Source organism: Botrimarina hoheduenensis (assembly GCF_007859815.1).
Lineage (GTDB): Bacteria > Planctomycetota > Planctomycetia > Pirellulales > Lacipirellulaceae > Botrimarina > Botrimarina hoheduenensis.
Genome location: NZ_SJPH01000003.1, coordinates 23,830 through 38,891, shown reverse-complemented (window position 1 = coordinate 38,891; position 15,062 = coordinate 23,830). Strand labels below are relative to the sequence as shown.

Genomic DNA, 15,062 nt, shown 5'->3' with positions numbered 1-15,062 from the left:
TTACAGCGACACGGTAGTCCGCCGGGCGGTTGGCGAAAAGCAAACGGGGCTCGCTCGCACCGGGTTATCGGACGAGCGAGCCCCGTGCGGGTTCAGGGGGCACGAAGCAAACCAGCAGGACGCCGCGGTCAGAAACCGCCCGCTGCTTGCTGCTGCGCTGCTACCGCGGCGGCGGCGAGGGCCTTCAGCACGCCGCTCTCCGCCTCGTAACGCATGCGGATGCCTTTCTCGATTTTCGTGCCGGAGAAACGAACGTGATCGGTTCCCTCGGGCTGATCCTTCAGCGCGTCGAGCACCATCTGTATCGCCGGTTTCGCCTCGGGCTCGGCGACCGGCATCACAGCCTTGATGATCTGACCGATCGATGCGTAGACCTCAAACGGCGGCATCGGCTCACCATCGCGGGCTCGTGAGTCGTCGAAAGCCGCCTTGATCAGGCTAACGGAATCGGCACCAGCCGCAATAAAAACGGCGTCGGTCCCAACACCGAGCGAGACCTCGATCTTATCGCCCAGCAGCGGCGTCGAGGCGGCGGCCTCGGGGGGCAACGGCATCGACAACCGGTGCATACGGATACCGGCGTGAGAGTCGGCGTCCCACTCCACGCCGGGGAAGCCCGGCTTGGTCGCCAGGACCTCGGTAAACGTCTTGAAGGCCGACTCAATCTTGTCCGGCGTGGGGACGTAAGCCGCCGCCACGAGCGAAGCCCCCTGGGCACTCTCCAGATGGACCGTGGCGGCGATGTCGGTGCGCCCCTCGCTCATGAGCGCCTCGTAGGCGTCCATCAGATCCGTCGCAGCGGAACGCAGCTTCTCTCGGGCATCGGGCGTATCGAACTCCTTCTGATCTTCGATGCCCTTCTCGATCTGCTTACGCAGCACCGCGATTGTGGACTCGGTCTGCGCACGTTGCTTCTCAGCCAGTTCTGGCGGCAGCTTGCTAGCGCCCACCATTCCCATAGCGGCTTTCGGATCAAAGAAGCCCGCGAAGGCCGAGTTTGATTCGTTGTAGGTCGAGAGCGCGAGCCCCATATCCGTTTCGGGCAGCGCGGTGATGGCGATGTCCAGATAGGTGTTCTCGTTCTTCTCGTCCAGATTCCAACCGATTGTGAGCTCGTCGACTTCTTCAATCAGGGCGCTCAGCTGATCGATCTGTGCTTCGGCTAGTTCGATCCGCGCCTCGTAATCTTCGTCGGACTCCCCGTCCTGCTGTTCCATGCCTTGCTCCATACCGCTCCGCATGGCACCGAGCGCCACCTGTCGATACATCGGCGGCACCTTCTGGACGAAGGCTCGTACGCCCAGGTCGTAGTCCTTGACCAGATCGGTTAGCACCGGCAGCGGGTCCGCGGGGGCGGCGTCAAAGGCCTCGGGCGACATCGCGATATAGGTCCAGTCACCAACCGACTTGAGATAGATCGTGCGGTCGGGCATCTCGATCTGGACGACGCCGTCCTCAAGTTCCTCGTAGGGGAGCTGGGTGGCTTCGATCAGGTCCATGGCAGGGCCCATGTCAGCAACGGGCAGACAGCCCAGCGGGACGAACTGGGCTCCGTCGGTCTGCAGGATCACGCCCAGCGGGCGTGACGCATCGAGCCCCAATCCCTCGAGCCCCAGTCCCTGCGTTGCCATCGCGAGCATTCCCTCGGCCATATCAGCGGCACCGGGGTAGCCCGCGAGCTTGCCGATGAACCGCACGTCTTCCATGAGCGGCCGATAACCCGACAGGGCGGCAGCGGCGATGGTCTGGAGGCCGGTGGCTTCTTCGACGTCCGCTCCATCGGCCGCGGGGGCCGTTGGTTGGGCGTAGATCGGGCTAGTAACCAGTGCGCAAGCCACCAACGCCACGTATCGGCTGGCAGTGGCCGCTGAAAGCGTCGGGCGAGCCAACGAGAGCAGAGAGGTCACAGACGCATCTCCTGTGGTGAGGATCAAGAAATCGAGAGACAGCCCCGAGCGGTCAAGAATCGACTTGCCGCCTGAAGAAGCTGTTCGCACAGCGTGGCGGGTTCTTGCCGGCGAAGCAAGATCGCACCGCCCCCCGATCGTTCCCGCGAACGCATCACGCTGGCTTGCGGAACGCAACCAGGACCAATAATTGCCACGTAGCCAGGGCGATTGCTTATTGAGCCCCCACACGGTTGGGTGCCAAAGTCTGGGTGCCAAGTCCGAGAAACAAGCCGCTTGAATGGTTGGGGCTACTGGCACAGCGGAGCGCAGTAGCGGGGTCCAACTGCGGTCGCCGACGGGTCGGCATCGCGGAGCGGCTGGCGAGCAAGACGATCACACCGGGCCGCTGCCACGTGGATTCTGCCGGTTTGCCGGTGCCGAGGCTTAGCGCTCGCGGTAGGTGATCCGCCCCTTCGTGAGGTCGTAGGGGGAGAGCTCCACGCGGACCTTATCGCCCGGCACGATCCGGATGAAGTGCTTGCGCATCCGACCCGCGACGTGAGCGTTCACGAGGTGACCGCCGTCGATCTCGACGCGGAAGCGGGTGTTGGCCAAGGCCTGGACCACAACGCCCTCGACCTCGAGCGCCTCCTCTTTCTGCTTTTGTTGCTTTGCCATACGGGGGGCCAGGCGAACTGGCCCGGACACATCGATTTCGGTGGTGGTGGGGGGGTAAACCGCGGCGTAAGCGAGGCAGGGGGGCTGCTGGCAGCCCCGTGAGCCGCACGCTCAGTCACGCTAAGCCTACTATTGTGCCGCTAGGCGGCGCCGGTTGGCTAGGCGGATTCTGCCGTTCGGGCAGTTTTCGTCGAGGAATCCCGCCACGACCTTGGCAGTTCTTAGCGGGCGCCAGCGGCGGGATTGCTCTAGAATCGACTTACTTATGAGTGCCTCTGAATCTTCTAGTGTGCCGCCTCCCGCGTCGCCCGCCCCAGCCGGGGCCGGGGTCGATGCGGACGCTGTCGCCCGTGCGAAACGCGAGATCCAATCGATTCTGCAGCAGATCGGCGGTCTGTCACGCAGCGATATTAGCCAGGATCGTTACTACGAAGAGTTGCTCAACAAAGTCGTTGCGGCCTTGGCTGCCGTCGGCGGTGCCATCTGGACCCTCAGTGAATCGGGCGGGCTGCAGCTCAGTTATCAGATCAATCTGCGCCAGACGGGGCTGATCGAGAACCCGATCGCCCAATCGCAGCATGGCCGCCTGGTGCACCGTGTACTGCACGGCGAAACTGGCGAAGTGATCGCGCCCCACTCGGGCTTCTCCAGCGACGGCCAGATCGTGCCGGGCGACTCGGACGACCAGGCCCCCGCCAATGCGACCGATTTTCTGCTGGTGCTCGCCCCGGTCCACAACGATCAGGGCCCCCAGGGCGTGGTCGAGGTTTTCCAGCGGCCGGGCGCGCGGCCCCAAGTCCAGCAGGGTTATCTCCGCTTTCTCGAACAGAGCTGCGAGCTGGCCGGCGACTACCTGCGGTCGCGGCGGCTGCTGCACCTGGCCGACAAACAGTCGCTGTGGGAGCAGCTCGAGTCGTTTACGCGGCGGGCTCACGAGCAGCTCGACATCCGTCAGGCCAGCTACACGATCGCCAACGACGGACGCCGCTTGATCGGTGCCGACCGCGTAACGGTCGCCACCGGCCATGGCGGCCGACTCAAGATCCAAGCGATCAGTGGCAAGGACACCTTCGACTCGCGCTCGAATGTGACGACCATGCTCACGAAGGTTGCGCGGGCAGTGGCCCGAACCGGCGAAGACGTGTGGTACACGGGCGACACCTCCGATTTCGCTCCGCAGGTCGAAAAGGCCGTCGAAGCGTACGTGGATGAGTCGAACACCAAAGCTATGGCGATCCTGCCGTTGATCGATCGCCGGGGTGAAGAAGACGAGGCTCCCGAAGCGATCGAGGCCCGTCGCGCAAAGCCCCCCCGCGTGATCGGCGCGATCATTGTCGAGCAGATGGTCGACAACCGGGTGCCCGACGGCTTCCGTCAGCGAGTGGATGTGGTCCGCAGCCATAGCGAGACAGCGCTCGCGAACGCTCAAGAGCACGAGGGGCTGTTCCTGATGCCCCTCTGGAAGTTGCTCGGCAAGGCGCTCTGGCTGTTCCGGGGGCGAACGCTCCCCAAGACGCTGACAGTCGGTGCGCTGCTAGTCGGTTTGGGGCTCGCCGCTGCCTTCGTCCAGAAGGACTTCACGCTCGAGGGAGACGGCAAGCTCCGGCCCGAAGAGCTCCGCAACGTGTTCGCTAAGGTCGAGGGCACCGTTATCGAGGTCACGGCTCGGCACGAGCAGCATGTCGAGCAGGGCGAGCAGCTTCTGCAGATGCGGAGCAACGATTTAGAAAAAGACTTGACCGTCGTCCGCGGTCAGATCCAGGAGGCGTTGACCGAGGCCGACACGCTGCAAACCGAGTTGCTCGAGCCCGATCTGCCGCGCGCTGAGAAGGAGGGCAAAGACGCCAAGTTGGCGCGTGTTCAGGAGCAGCTCATTACGCTCCGTGCCGAGCAGCAGCTTCTCGAAGAAAAGCAAGAATCGCTGACCGTTGTCAGCCCGATCGCCGGGCAGGTGATCACCTGGAACGTCGAAGAGCTGCTCATGGGCCGACCCGTGCAGCGGGGCAACGTGCTGCTCGAGGTTGCCAACCCCGACGGGGATTGGATCCTTGAGGTCGAGATGCCCGAGAAGCGCATGGGCCATATCAACGCCGCACTGCGCGAAGCCGGCGGGGAGTTGCCGGTGGAGTTCCTGCTCGCCACGAGCACCGACACCAAGCTCCAAGGCATTCTTACCAGCGACGGCGTTGCCGCGTCGGCCGAGGTGCGTGGCGAAGAGGGGACCACGGTCTTCTTGAAAGTCCGCTTCGACCAACAGGCGTTCCGAGCCGCGGCACCGGACCCCAAGGTGGGTGCCGAGGTCAAGGCAAAAGTGACCTGCGGCAAGCGCAGCTTGGCTTACGCTTATCTTCATGACCTGATCGATTTTATTCGTGCGAAGGTGCTCTTTCGACTTTAGCGTCTCAGGCCACTTAGACGCTGCCCGCCTCCCGTCCCCTTCGATGTTCCGGTGCCGTTCGCGCGGTGTCGGTGCTCCGCCCGATATGAGAATCCCTGCAATACGCTTCACACCGCTCGCCCTGATCGCAACGGGCTTGCTGAACGCGACACTGCTTTCTGCGCAGCAGGATTACCAGGCGTGGCCGCGTGAGCCGCTTTCCGCGCAGCCGAACAACAACGCCGACCGCGCTGATCCGCGGATTGAAAAGTGTTTGATCGACTTCTTGTACGACGTCGAGGTGCCGGGAGAAGAGTCGGGCGTTCTCGTTTTTCTCGGAGTCAAAGAGGGCGATCTCGTCGAGGCTGAGCAGCTGATCGCTCAGGTTGATGACCGTGACGTGCGACAAGGCTACCGAATCGCCCAGTACGGCAAGCGGGCCGCCGACGCACGCGCGGAAGACGATATCGAGATCGTTTACTCGCGCGCCGCCGCGGCAGTGGCACGAGAAGACTGGCAAGAAATGGAGCAGGCACACCTGCGCGTGAATAAATCGACGACTGAAAACGAGCGACGCAAAGCAAAGCTCGAGTACGACCGTTCGAAGCTGGCGATCGAGAAGGCCGAGAAAGACCGGATCCTTGCTAAGCTAGATGCGGACACAAAGCAGGCGGAGCTCGATGCGGCGCAGATCGCAGTAGATAAACGCCGCGTGCTCGCGCCGTTTACGGGGGTTGTGCTGGAGGTGCTCCGCGACGAGCAAGAATGGGTTCAACCCGGCGAGCCGATCGTACGCATCGCGCAACTCGATACGCTAAAGATCGACGGCTTCTTGTACTTTGACGAGTACGATCCTGGCGAGATCGATGGCTGTGAAGTGACGGTCGAGGTGACCGCCGGCCGTGGCCGGGTCCACGAGGCAACCGGTCGGATCGTCCACGTGGACCCCCGCGCCCAGCCGATGGGCAAACGTTATCGCTATCGGGTGCGAGCCGAGGTCGCGAACCGACAAGTGAAGGGGCGCTGGTTGCTCCAGCCCAAGCTGCCCACCACCATGACCATTCACTTGGGCACCGGTGGCGAGTCGCAGGTTGGTGATCGCCGGGCCCCCGCCAAGTGATCATGCTCTTTCCGCTCTGTTCTAACCGCCTCCGCTAAGATTCATGGCGACGCTCGCGGATAGCCTGGTTTCGAGCGAGTCGCGGCGGATGCCGATCCGCGTGCGGCCCGATCTTTCGGCGCGCAAACACCGCTACCAAGGGCGACAGTACTGGGTTGTCAAAGACCCCGTGGCCTTGCAGTACTTCCGTTTTGAAGAAGAAGAGTTCGCGATCTTGCGGATGCTCGACGGCGAGTCGAGCCTGGAGGAGATCGCGGATCGGTTCGAGGCGGAGTTCCCGCCGCAGACCATCCGTACCGAAGAGCTGCAACAGTTTATCGGCACGTTGCACCGCAGCGGTCTGGTGATTGCCGACGCGGCGGGGCAGGGCGAGCAACTCAAGAAGCTCCGCGATGAGCGCGAACGCAAAGAGCTGCTCGGCAAGCTGTCCAATGTGCTGTCGATTCGCTTCAAGGGGATCGATCCGGACTGGCTGCTGAACTATCTGTACGCGTTGCCTCCCGTGCGGTGGTTTTTTTCCACACCGGTATTTGTGCTGTGCTGTTGCTTGACGCTCGCAGCGGCGACGCTCGTGGCGGTTGAGTTCGACGTGTTCCGTGCGAAGCTGCCGTCGTTCGACGCGTTCTTTACCGACCGCGGCTGGGAGAATTGGTTGCTCTTGGGCGCGGTGCTGGGGGTCACGAAAGTGCTCCACGAGTTTGGGCACGGCCTCTCTTGCAAGCACTTCGGCGGCGAGTGCCACGAAATGGGCGTCATGCTGCTCGTGCTGACGCCGTGTTTGTATTGCAACGTCAGCGATTCGTGGATGCTGCCCAACAAGTGGCATCGGGCCGCGATCGGAGCAGCGGGCATGTACGTAGAGGTCGTGCTCGCCTCGATCTGTACGTTCATCTGGTGGTTCACCGAGCCCGGGCTGCTGAACTACCTGTGCCTGAACATTATGTTCGTTAGCTCGGTCAGCACGATTCTGTTCAACGCCAACCCGCTGCTGAAGTACGACGGCTACTACATTTTGAGCGACCTGATGGAGGTGCCCAACCTCCGCCAGAAGGCCACGCAGATTCTCACCCGTAAGCTGTCGGAGTGGTGCCTGGGGCTGGAGCAACCCGAGGACCCCTTCCTTCCGCAACGCAACAAGGGGATGTTCGCGCTGTACACCGTTGCGGCGGCCGTGTATCGCTGGGTGGTGGTGTTCTCGATCCTGTACTTCTTGAATCAGGTGCTCGAGCCTTACGGGCTGAAGATCTTCGGTCAGGCCCTGGCGTTGATGGCGTTGTGGGGGCTGCTGGGTCAGCCGCTCTGGAAGGTCTACAAGTTCCTCAGTGTGCCCGGGAGGCTTTCGAAGGTGAAACGTACGCCGGTTGTTGTGACGGGGCTGTTGCTAGCCGCGCTGATTGCGGCGGCGGTGTTGGTTCCGCTGCCCGCCTACGTCTTCTGTCCGTTTGAGATCCATCCCGACCCCAGCGCCACCGCGAACGTCTACGCCGAATCGCCCGGTGTGCTGCGCGATGTGCTGGTACGGCCGGGGGATAGGGTCGAAGAAGGCCAGCTGCTCGCCCGACTCGAAAACCCCGAGACGCTGTTAACGCTTACCCGGATCGAAGGCCAGATCGCCGCGGACCAAGCCGAGCTGCGCGCATTTGAAACGATCAGCTACGGCGATTCACGCGCCACGTCGCGAATGGCCCAACTGCAAGAGAGCCTGGCTTCAAGCCGTCGGCAACTTGTCAAGCAGCGTGAAGACGCGGCCCGGCTTGAGCTGCGTGCTCCGCGCGCCGGAGTCGTCATGGCCCCCGACTATGTCACTCCTCGTGAGACCGATGCGAAACAGCTGACCGGCTGGCACGGCACGCCGCTCGACGAGCAGAACGTCGGGGCCACGCTCGAAGCGGGAGACCACTTCTGCCGCGTGGGGGATCCGATGGCCCTGGAAGCGCGGCTGGCGATTGACCAAGAAGAGATCGAGTTAGTGAGGACCGGGCAGCGTGTCCGTTTGCTGCTCAATCAATCCACCGATCGCGAGTACGTCAGCCGACTTAAGCAGATTGCCGACGATGAGATGCCAGCAACCCCGCCGCGTCTCTCCAGCCTCCAAGGCGGCGCGATCCTCACGCAGATGGATGCCACCGGCAGGCCGAAGCCGATCATGCCCCACTTTCAGGCGGTGGCACCGCTTGCCGCTTACGAGCAACTTCCTGAACCCGCCCGTGCTGCTCACGAGCGGCTGCGTGTCGGCTTGTTGGGCGAAGCCAAGATCGAGATCGAGCCGATGACGGTCGGCCGCCGTCTCTATCGGTATCTGGCAAGAACGGTCAATTTCGACCTGTGAGTCTCCAGCGAAGCCCGTGGCCCTAGTGTGGTGCCAGCGTGGTGCCAGTGTGGTGCCAGCGTGGTGCCAGTGTGGTGCCAGTATCGTCGCGGTAGCTCCCGCGGGACCCGAGCCGTAGAATCGGCATCCGAGTCGTCCCCGCGTCACCGCAGGTCTTCGCATGCCTTACTTAACCTCTTCCCGCCGCGCCGCGTACCGCTGCGCGAAGCCGTGCCGTGGGAAGACGCGCCGGGCGAAGATCCGTCGCGGCTGGCTGATCGCACTGGTGACGATTCTCGGGTTGCTGGTAGCGGCCCCGACGCTCGTCGCGACAACGGCGGCTCACAATCGGTTGCTAGCAACCGTGGTTCCGAGCGAAGTGGGCAAGCTCAGCGCAAAGGGGAGTGTCGTTGGTTGGACCGGCCCGCTAGCGCTGACCGGGGTCGAGCTACGCGACCCCGACGGCGAGCTGATCGCCTCCGCCGAGCGGATCGAGGCAACGGGCGGTTGGACCTCGTTCATCGGTTCGGCCCCGATCGCACTGAAGATCTCAAAGCCGCTGCTGTACGCCACGTTCACCCCCGCGGGCAGCACGCTTGAGGCGCTGACCCAGCGAATTACCGCCGCGCGCAAACCTGCACAGCCTCCCTCCGATCAACCGCCCGTACCCCCCGCCGGTCGTGTTCAGCGTCCACTGGATTTAACGCTCAGCGAAGGGGTCGTCCGACTGGCCGATGCGGCGACCGGCGAACGCTGGCAAGCGGAGGCGATCGAGGCTCGCGTGGTGATCGCCAGCACCGGCGCGATGACCGCACAGATTCGTGGTGGGATGGCACCGGTGGACGGACCGCGCGGCGAGTTTGCGCTCGACATTACCGGTGCGGAACCGAACACCGCCGCCGAGCAACGCGCTGTATTCAGCGTGCGAGGCGTCTCGGCTACGGTGCTGGGGCTGGCGCTGCGCCGGCATGACGCTGCGGCACGGCTGGCTGGTGTGATCAACGGTGGCGGCGAGATGGTCTGGCGTCCGGTGCCGACGGCCCCCGCGCTGCAAGACAACCCGCTTGGCTGGGCACTCGCTTGCGGCTGGCGGAGCCGGGGAGAGATCGCGGTCGATGAAGGCGCGTTCCAGGGCAACGCTTCGCGGGGCCAGCTGGTGCGGCTGAAGAAGATGGCGGTCCCCTGGGAGTTTGCCGCCGGCGACGACCGGTTACAGATTGTCAAGCTAAGCCCCGCGATCGATTTTGTGAGGGCTGATCTCACCGGAACCGTGACCGCTGCGGACGGGGCCAACTGGCAACAGGGGGTGACGGTCGTACCCTCGGCACTGCGCGGGCGAATGCAGATTGATTTGGCGCGGCTTGCGGCGCTGGCACCGGGTGTGTTGAGTGTTCGGCAGGGGGTGCAAATCGATCAGGGACTGATCACCGCAAAGTTCGATGTTGCGCGTCCCGGGAACAACACGACGATCGTGCTCGAAGCCAACTCGGAAGGTTTTGTCGGCAGCTCGCCTGAGGGACCGCTCGCCTGGCGGACGCCGATCAAGATGATCGCTAACGCCACGGGGCCACCGGCGATCGACACCACGGCTCCCTTGCGCGGATGGCAGCTTCAAGCGCTCGACTGTCAATCGCGGTTCCTGACCGCGGGAGCCCACGGCGACGCCACGGAGATCCAGGGGCAAGCGAGCTTTGACTTGGCCAAGCTGGCGACCGACCTGGGCGAGTTTCTTGACCTCGGCGCGTGGCGGCTCGCTGGTCGCGGCGACGCCCAGTTCCGGTGGCGTCAGACCGAGACTCAGGGCGTTCAGTGGTCAGCCAAGGGAGGGCTCAAGGATTTGCTGGTGGGGGCCGCCGATCGACCGCTCGCCCGCGAGCGCGATTTGGTGTTCGATGTGGGCGGTGCGTCCTCGGCTACAAGTTTGACGCCGTCATCGGCACGAGGCGAGCTAACAGCCGAAGGAGACACGCTGCGGTTCGAACTCTTGCCAGCCGCACAGGCCAACGAGGCGCGAAGCTATCGCGGAAACCTGACCGGTGACTTGGTCACTTGGTTGCGTCGTGCCCGGCTGTTGCAAACCGATCTGCCAACCCCTGAAGCGCTCGGCCTGCAGGGCAGGGTTGAAGCCTCGGTCGAGGGCCAGATGGGCACAACGCGTGGTCGCGCAGACCCGATCAAAGTGGTGCTGACCGATCTGGTTGTGGCACCGACGCCGGACCCCTCCCAACCGGCGACCCTGGTTGCGCGCGAACCCCTTGTCGAGCTGGTTGCCGACGCCGAGTGGGACACCACCACGGGGCGTGTAAAAACCCGCGAGGCGCGTCTGCAAAGCTCGACAATCGCGCTGAGCGCGCGCAACCTCGAGGTCACGCCCGGTGCCGCTGAGAGCTGGCGGGGTGAGGTTAGCTTTCGGGGCGATCTGGCACGCCTCTCTCGTTGGCAGGCCGAGCGGCCGCAGTCGGGAGACGTGCTCGCCGACGGCGCGATTGTCGGCAAGGCGACACTTCGTGGCATCCCCGAGGGAACGCTACTCAAGGTGCGGGCGACCGGCGAGAACCTCGGGCTGACGCGCGTAGCGGGCACAAATCTGGAAGACCTGTGGCGTGAGGTACAGCTCGAAGCTCAGAGCGACGCGCTCCTGCAACCCGGCCGCCGTGCCGACGGGACCAAGCGGATGTCGCTCGAACTGCAAGAGCTGCGGATCAACTCGCCCACGCTTACCGGTTCGGTCGCGGGGCGCATCGAGGATCTTGAGCAGCTTGCAGGCGTGCGCGTCAACGGCGGAGTGAACTACGATCTGGAGCGGCTTTCACCGGTGCTCTGGCCCCAGCTTGCCGACAGCGTTCGCTTGGTCGGTCGTGATACGGCCCGCTTCGAGATTTCCAGCGATGACCCGCCAGCAGGCGACCAGTCGCTTCCGGCTCCTCCCGGCGCGGCGGGGGCCCCCTCGGTTGCGGCAGGCGCTCCAGGGATCGAGCGACTCACGGGCCGGCTCGAGGCACCCTGGCAGGGGGCCGATCTGTTTGGCTTAGCGGTCGGACCGGGCAAGGTGATCGCGACGCTCCGCGCAGGCTTGCTGCGCGTTGATCCGATCGACGTCCAGATCGGCGATACCGGCCGGCTCACGACCCAGGCCGCGGCACGCTTGGCTCCGACGCCCCGCTATGCCGAGGTGGCACCGGGGCCGCTCGTGACGCAGGTGGCCATCTCGCAGAAGGTTTCGGAGCGGGTGCTGAAGTACATCGCCCCGGTGCTGGCAGATGCGACCCGTGCGGACGGACGGTTTTCCATCGCGCTGGCCGAGGCCCGCACGCCGCTCGACGATCCCAAGCTCAGCCGCGTCCGTGGCGTGCTCGACGTGCATTCGGTGCAAGTTCTCCCGGGCCCTTCGATCGCTGAGATGGTGTCGCTTGTGCGGCAGATCCGCGGCGTGGTTCGCGATGGCGTGGAAGGAGTGGCGGCCTCGAACGAGCGCCCGATCCTCACCATGAGCGACCGCTCGATCGAGTTCACAATGGCCGAAGGCCGCGTCTATCACCGCGGCTTGGAGTTCTTGGTCGGAGATGCCCTGGTCAAGTCCGAGGGCTCGGTCGGTATCGATGAAACACTCGATCTGTTGCTGCAAGTTCCGATCCAGGAAGAGTGGATTCAGCGTCGGCCCGTGCTGCTGGGCGGGCTCCGGGGCCGTTCGATTGATATCCCGGTGCGGGGAACCTTCAAGCAGCCGCAGATCGATCGCCAAGCGTTCCAACAGATCTCGCGTGAACTGCTCCAATCCGCTGCCGCCGGGGCGATTGATGGGCTGTTGCGGGGGCTGCTCCAGCCGCGTTAGCCCATGCGTCAATTAGGTTTACTGCTGTTCTTCGTGCTGTTGGCGTCGCCGGTCTGGTGCCAGAGGGCGCTTGTTTGGCCGCCCTTCGAGCCGGTTGATGAGCGGGCCGTCGGCCGCTCGGGTCTCCGTGTCCTGGCGAGCCGCCACGCCGAGCTGATTACCGATCTTCCCTCGTCCGAGGCGATCGACAGCTTGCCGATTGTGATCGACCGAGCGGTTCCGCAATGGGAAGCGCGATTCGGCTCCGCGCGGCAAGATCAAGAAAACCCCTGGCGGGTGCGTCTGTGCTTGATTGCTGAAGAGGCACGCTTCGAGTCCGCCGGTCTAATGCCGGACGGGCGCCGTGACTTTGCCAACGGTTTGGCGTTGGGCAGCCGCACTTGGGTGCGTGAGCAACCGACCGACTACTATCGCCGGCACCTCGTGCTGCACGAAGCAACGCACGCCTACATGCTGACCGAACTCGGCGGTTGCGGGCCCGGGTGGTACATGGAGGGGATCGCCGAGCTTTTAGGCACCCACGCCTGGGATCCCCAGCTCAAGCGGTTGAGTCTGGCGGTGTTCCCCGCGAGCCGTGCTGCGGCCCCCGACTGGGGGCGTGTCGGGCTTCTGAACGATGCCGTAGCCGATGCCGTAGCCGATCGCCGCTCGTTGCGACCGCTCGATGCGGTGCGCAAGCTCGATAACCGAACCCCCATGAGCCCGACCGAGTACGCGTGGGTGTGGGCGCTGGCAAAGCTGCTCGATACCCACCCGCGTTACCAAGAACGGTTTCGGGCGCTGGCTAACGAGGTGCGTGCCGACGATTTCGCCGCCCGCTTCGACCGTGCCTTTGCGGAGGATCGCCGTTTGCTCGAACAAGAGTGGCGGCTGTTTGTCGGCACGCTCTGCTACGGGCACGATATTGAGCGTGAGGCGATCGACCTGGTTGAGTCCACACCGCTCGCGGCGGAGCAATCGCGTCAGGTGGTCGTTCGGGCCGATCGGGGCTGGCAACCGACAGGCGTTCTTGCGGTACCTGGAACAACCTATCGGTTCGAGGCGAGCGGTAGATGCGTCATCGGTCGCGAGCCCACGGGCGAACCCTGGCCCTGCGAGCCCCAGGGGGTGACGCTCGCTTACCACGCCGGCAGGCCGATCGGCGAGTTAGCGGCTGCCGTCGGAGGGGGGCCCAACGGGCTACTGCGTGCAATCCCGCTCGGCGTTTCTGGCAGCTTCGTCGCAGAACGCGGCGGACCGCTGTATCTGCGGGCGAACGACACGCCCAACCAATTAGCCGAGAACGAGGGCCAATACCGCGTCCAGATCCACGCCCAGGGCGCTCGACAACCCGCTCGGTATCGCCGAGACTAACACATCGGAAAGGGGCGCTAGCGAACCTCTCGCGAAGTCCGCGTGGCGAGCGGTGCAATTCGCACCCCGCTTGCGGTTAACGCACCTACGGCGGCCCGCGCCAGACGTTAGACGTTCCGATCGGCCCTGTCGCCGAGCAAGCGCACGACAAGCAGCCAGGACTCTCCCAGTTATGAACTATATCGAGCAGAACGATCCCCAGGTTTGGAGCGCGATTGCCGCCGAGATGGATCGGCAGCAAGACGGGCTCGAGATGATCGCGAGCGAGAACTACACGAGCCCCGCCGTGCAGCAGGCGGTGGGCAGCGTGCTGACTAACAAGTACGCCGAGGGCTATCCGGGCCGACGCTACTACGGCGGCTGCGAGCACGTGGATGTAGTGGAAGACATCGCCCGTGATCGAGCTAAAGAGTTGTTTGGGGCCGAGTTCGCGAATGTCCAGCCGCACAGCGGATCGCAGGCCAACGCCGCGGTGTACCTCGCGCTGGTCGAACCGGGCGATACGGTGCTCGGCTTGGACCTGGCACACGGCGGACACCTGACCCACGGCATGAAGCTGAACATGTCGGGCATGCTGTACAACTTCCATTCCTACGGGGTCCGCAAGGAAGACTGCCGGCTGGATTTCGATCAGGTCGCCCGGTTGGCGCGGGAGCACAAGCCGAAGCTCATCATCGCCGGTGCCAGTGCCTACCCGCGCGAGATCCCGCACGCCAAGTTCCGCGAGATCGCTGACGAGGTGGGGGCCAAGCTGTGGGTCGATATGGCTCACTACGCGGGCATCGTTGCCGCCCACCTGCACGACGATCCGGTAAAGGTTGCCGACGTGGTGACCACCACCACGCACAAGACGTTGCGGGGCCCGCGCTCGGGTCTGATCCTGGCCCGTCAGGAGTACGCCAAGGTGCTCAACAGCCGGGTCTTCCCCGGCACGCAGGGGGGGCCGCTGATGCACGTGGTGGCCGGCAAAGCGGTCTGCTTTGGCGAGGCCCTCAAGCCCGAATTTCGCACCTACATCCAGCAAGTGCTCGACAACGCCAAGGTGCTGGCGGAGACGCTCGCCGCGGGCGGGTTGCGTCTGATTACCGGGGGCACCGAGAACCACCTGATGCTGGTCGATGTCACGCCGCTGGGCATCGGAGGAAAGACGGCGGAAACCGTCCTCGAGCGCTGCAGCATCACGATCAATATGAATATGATCCCCTTTGACGAGCGGAAGCCGATGGACCCTTCCGGCATCCGCGTCGGCACGCCAGCGCTAACAACGCGTGGCATGGGGATCGAAGAGATGCGGACCATCGGCGACTGGATGCTGCAAGGGCTCAAGGCACCGGAGGACGAGAAGTTGCACGCCCGACTGCGGGCCCAGGTGGGTGAGCTGTGCACGGGCTTCCCCGTTCCCTCGGCCGCGCTGAACGCCGAGCTTCAGACGGTCGCGATGTAGGCGGAAGCCCCCCCGGTTGCCGTGGCGGGCAAAGTGTTCGCTCCCCAAGCTCTTGCAAGGA

8 protein-coding genes are annotated in these 15,062 nt (G+C 64.3%); 6 read left to right on the top strand and 2 right to left on the bottom strand.

Annotated elements, in window-relative coordinates:
- Positions 1 to 128: 128 nt before the first annotated feature.
- Positions 129 to 1,907, bottom strand: a complete 1,779-nt coding sequence (locus tag Pla111_RS07385; RefSeq protein WP_146572917.1) for a hypothetical protein — start codon at positions 1,905 to 1,907, stop codon at positions 129 to 131.
- A 426-nt stretch (positions 1,908 to 2,333) separates the two neighbouring features.
- On the bottom strand, positions 2,334 to 2,567 hold the full coding sequence (infA, locus tag Pla111_RS07380) for a translation initiation factor IF-1 (RefSeq protein ID WP_146572915.1): 234 nt from the start codon (positions 2,565 to 2,567) through the stop codon (positions 2,334 to 2,336).
- Between the two features lie 265 nt (positions 2,568 to 2,832).
- Between infA and Pla111_RS07375 the strand changes: the two genes are divergently transcribed.
- The 6 genes from Pla111_RS07375 (at position 2,833) to Pla111_RS07350 (ending at position 15,001) form a co-directional block, all read left to right on the top strand.
- Positions 2,833 to 4,965 carry an efflux RND transporter periplasmic adaptor subunit gene (locus tag Pla111_RS07375; RefSeq protein ID WP_146572913.1) on the top strand — a complete coding sequence of 711 codons (2,133 nt, stop codon included), beginning with the start codon at positions 2,833 to 2,835 and terminating at the stop codon, positions 4,963 to 4,965.
- Between the two features lie 85 nt (positions 4,966 to 5,050).
- Positions 5,051 to 6,064, top strand: a complete 1,014-nt coding sequence (locus tag Pla111_RS07370; RefSeq protein ID WP_197524847.1) for an efflux RND transporter periplasmic adaptor subunit — start codon at positions 5,051 to 5,053, stop codon at positions 6,062 to 6,064.
- A gap of 43 nt (positions 6,065 to 6,107) precedes the next feature.
- Positions 6,108 to 8,393: a biotin/lipoyl-binding protein gene (locus tag Pla111_RS07365; protein WP_146572909.1), complete on the top strand. Its 2,286-nt coding sequence runs from the start codon at positions 6,108 to 6,110 to the stop codon at positions 8,391 to 8,393.
- 160 nt (positions 8,394 to 8,553) lie between these two features.
- A complete protein-coding gene (locus tag Pla111_RS07360) occupies positions 8,554 to 12,204 on the top strand; it encodes a hypothetical protein (protein ID WP_146572907.1) in 3,651 nt (1,216 codons plus the stop codon).
- Between the two features lie 3 nt (positions 12,205 to 12,207).
- The gene (locus Pla111_RS07355) at positions 12,208 to 13,557 is read left to right on the top strand and encodes a hypothetical protein (RefSeq protein WP_146572905.1); all 1,350 of its coding nucleotides are present in this window, start codon (positions 12,208 to 12,210) and stop codon (positions 13,555 to 13,557) included.
- 172 nt (positions 13,558 to 13,729) lie between these two features.
- Positions 13,730 to 15,001, top strand: a complete 1,272-nt coding sequence (locus Pla111_RS07350) for a serine hydroxymethyltransferase (RefSeq protein WP_146572903.1) — start codon at positions 13,730 to 13,732, stop codon at positions 14,999 to 15,001.
- Positions 15,002 to 15,062: the final 61 nt, after the last annotated feature.

Bases quoted from the DNA above. Each gene is read 5' to 3' on its own strand.
- Pla111_RS07355 (WP_146572905.1), top strand. From the start codon at position 12,208: ATGCGTCAATTAGGTTTACTGCTGTTCTTCGTGCTGTTGGCGTCGCCG.
- infA (WP_146572915.1), bottom strand. From the start codon at position 2,567: ATGGCAAAGCAACAAAAGCAGAAAGAGGAGGCGCTCGAGGTCGAGGGC.
- Pla111_RS07365 (WP_146572909.1), top strand. From the start codon at position 6,108: ATGGCGACGCTCGCGGATAGCCTGGTTTCGAGCGAGTCGCGGCGGATG.
- Pla111_RS07360 (WP_146572907.1), top strand. From the start codon at position 8,554: ATGCCTTACTTAACCTCTTCCCGCCGCGCCGCGTACCGCTGCGCGAAG.
- Pla111_RS07350 (WP_146572903.1), top strand. From the start codon at position 13,730: ATGAACTATATCGAGCAGAACGATCCCCAGGTTTGGAGCGCGATTGCC.
- Pla111_RS07375 (WP_146572913.1), top strand. From the start codon at position 2,833: ATGAGTGCCTCTGAATCTTCTAGTGTGCCGCCTCCCGCGTCGCCCGCC.
- Pla111_RS07370 (WP_197524847.1), top strand. From the start codon at position 5,051: ATGAGAATCCCTGCAATACGCTTCACACCGCTCGCCCTGATCGCAACG.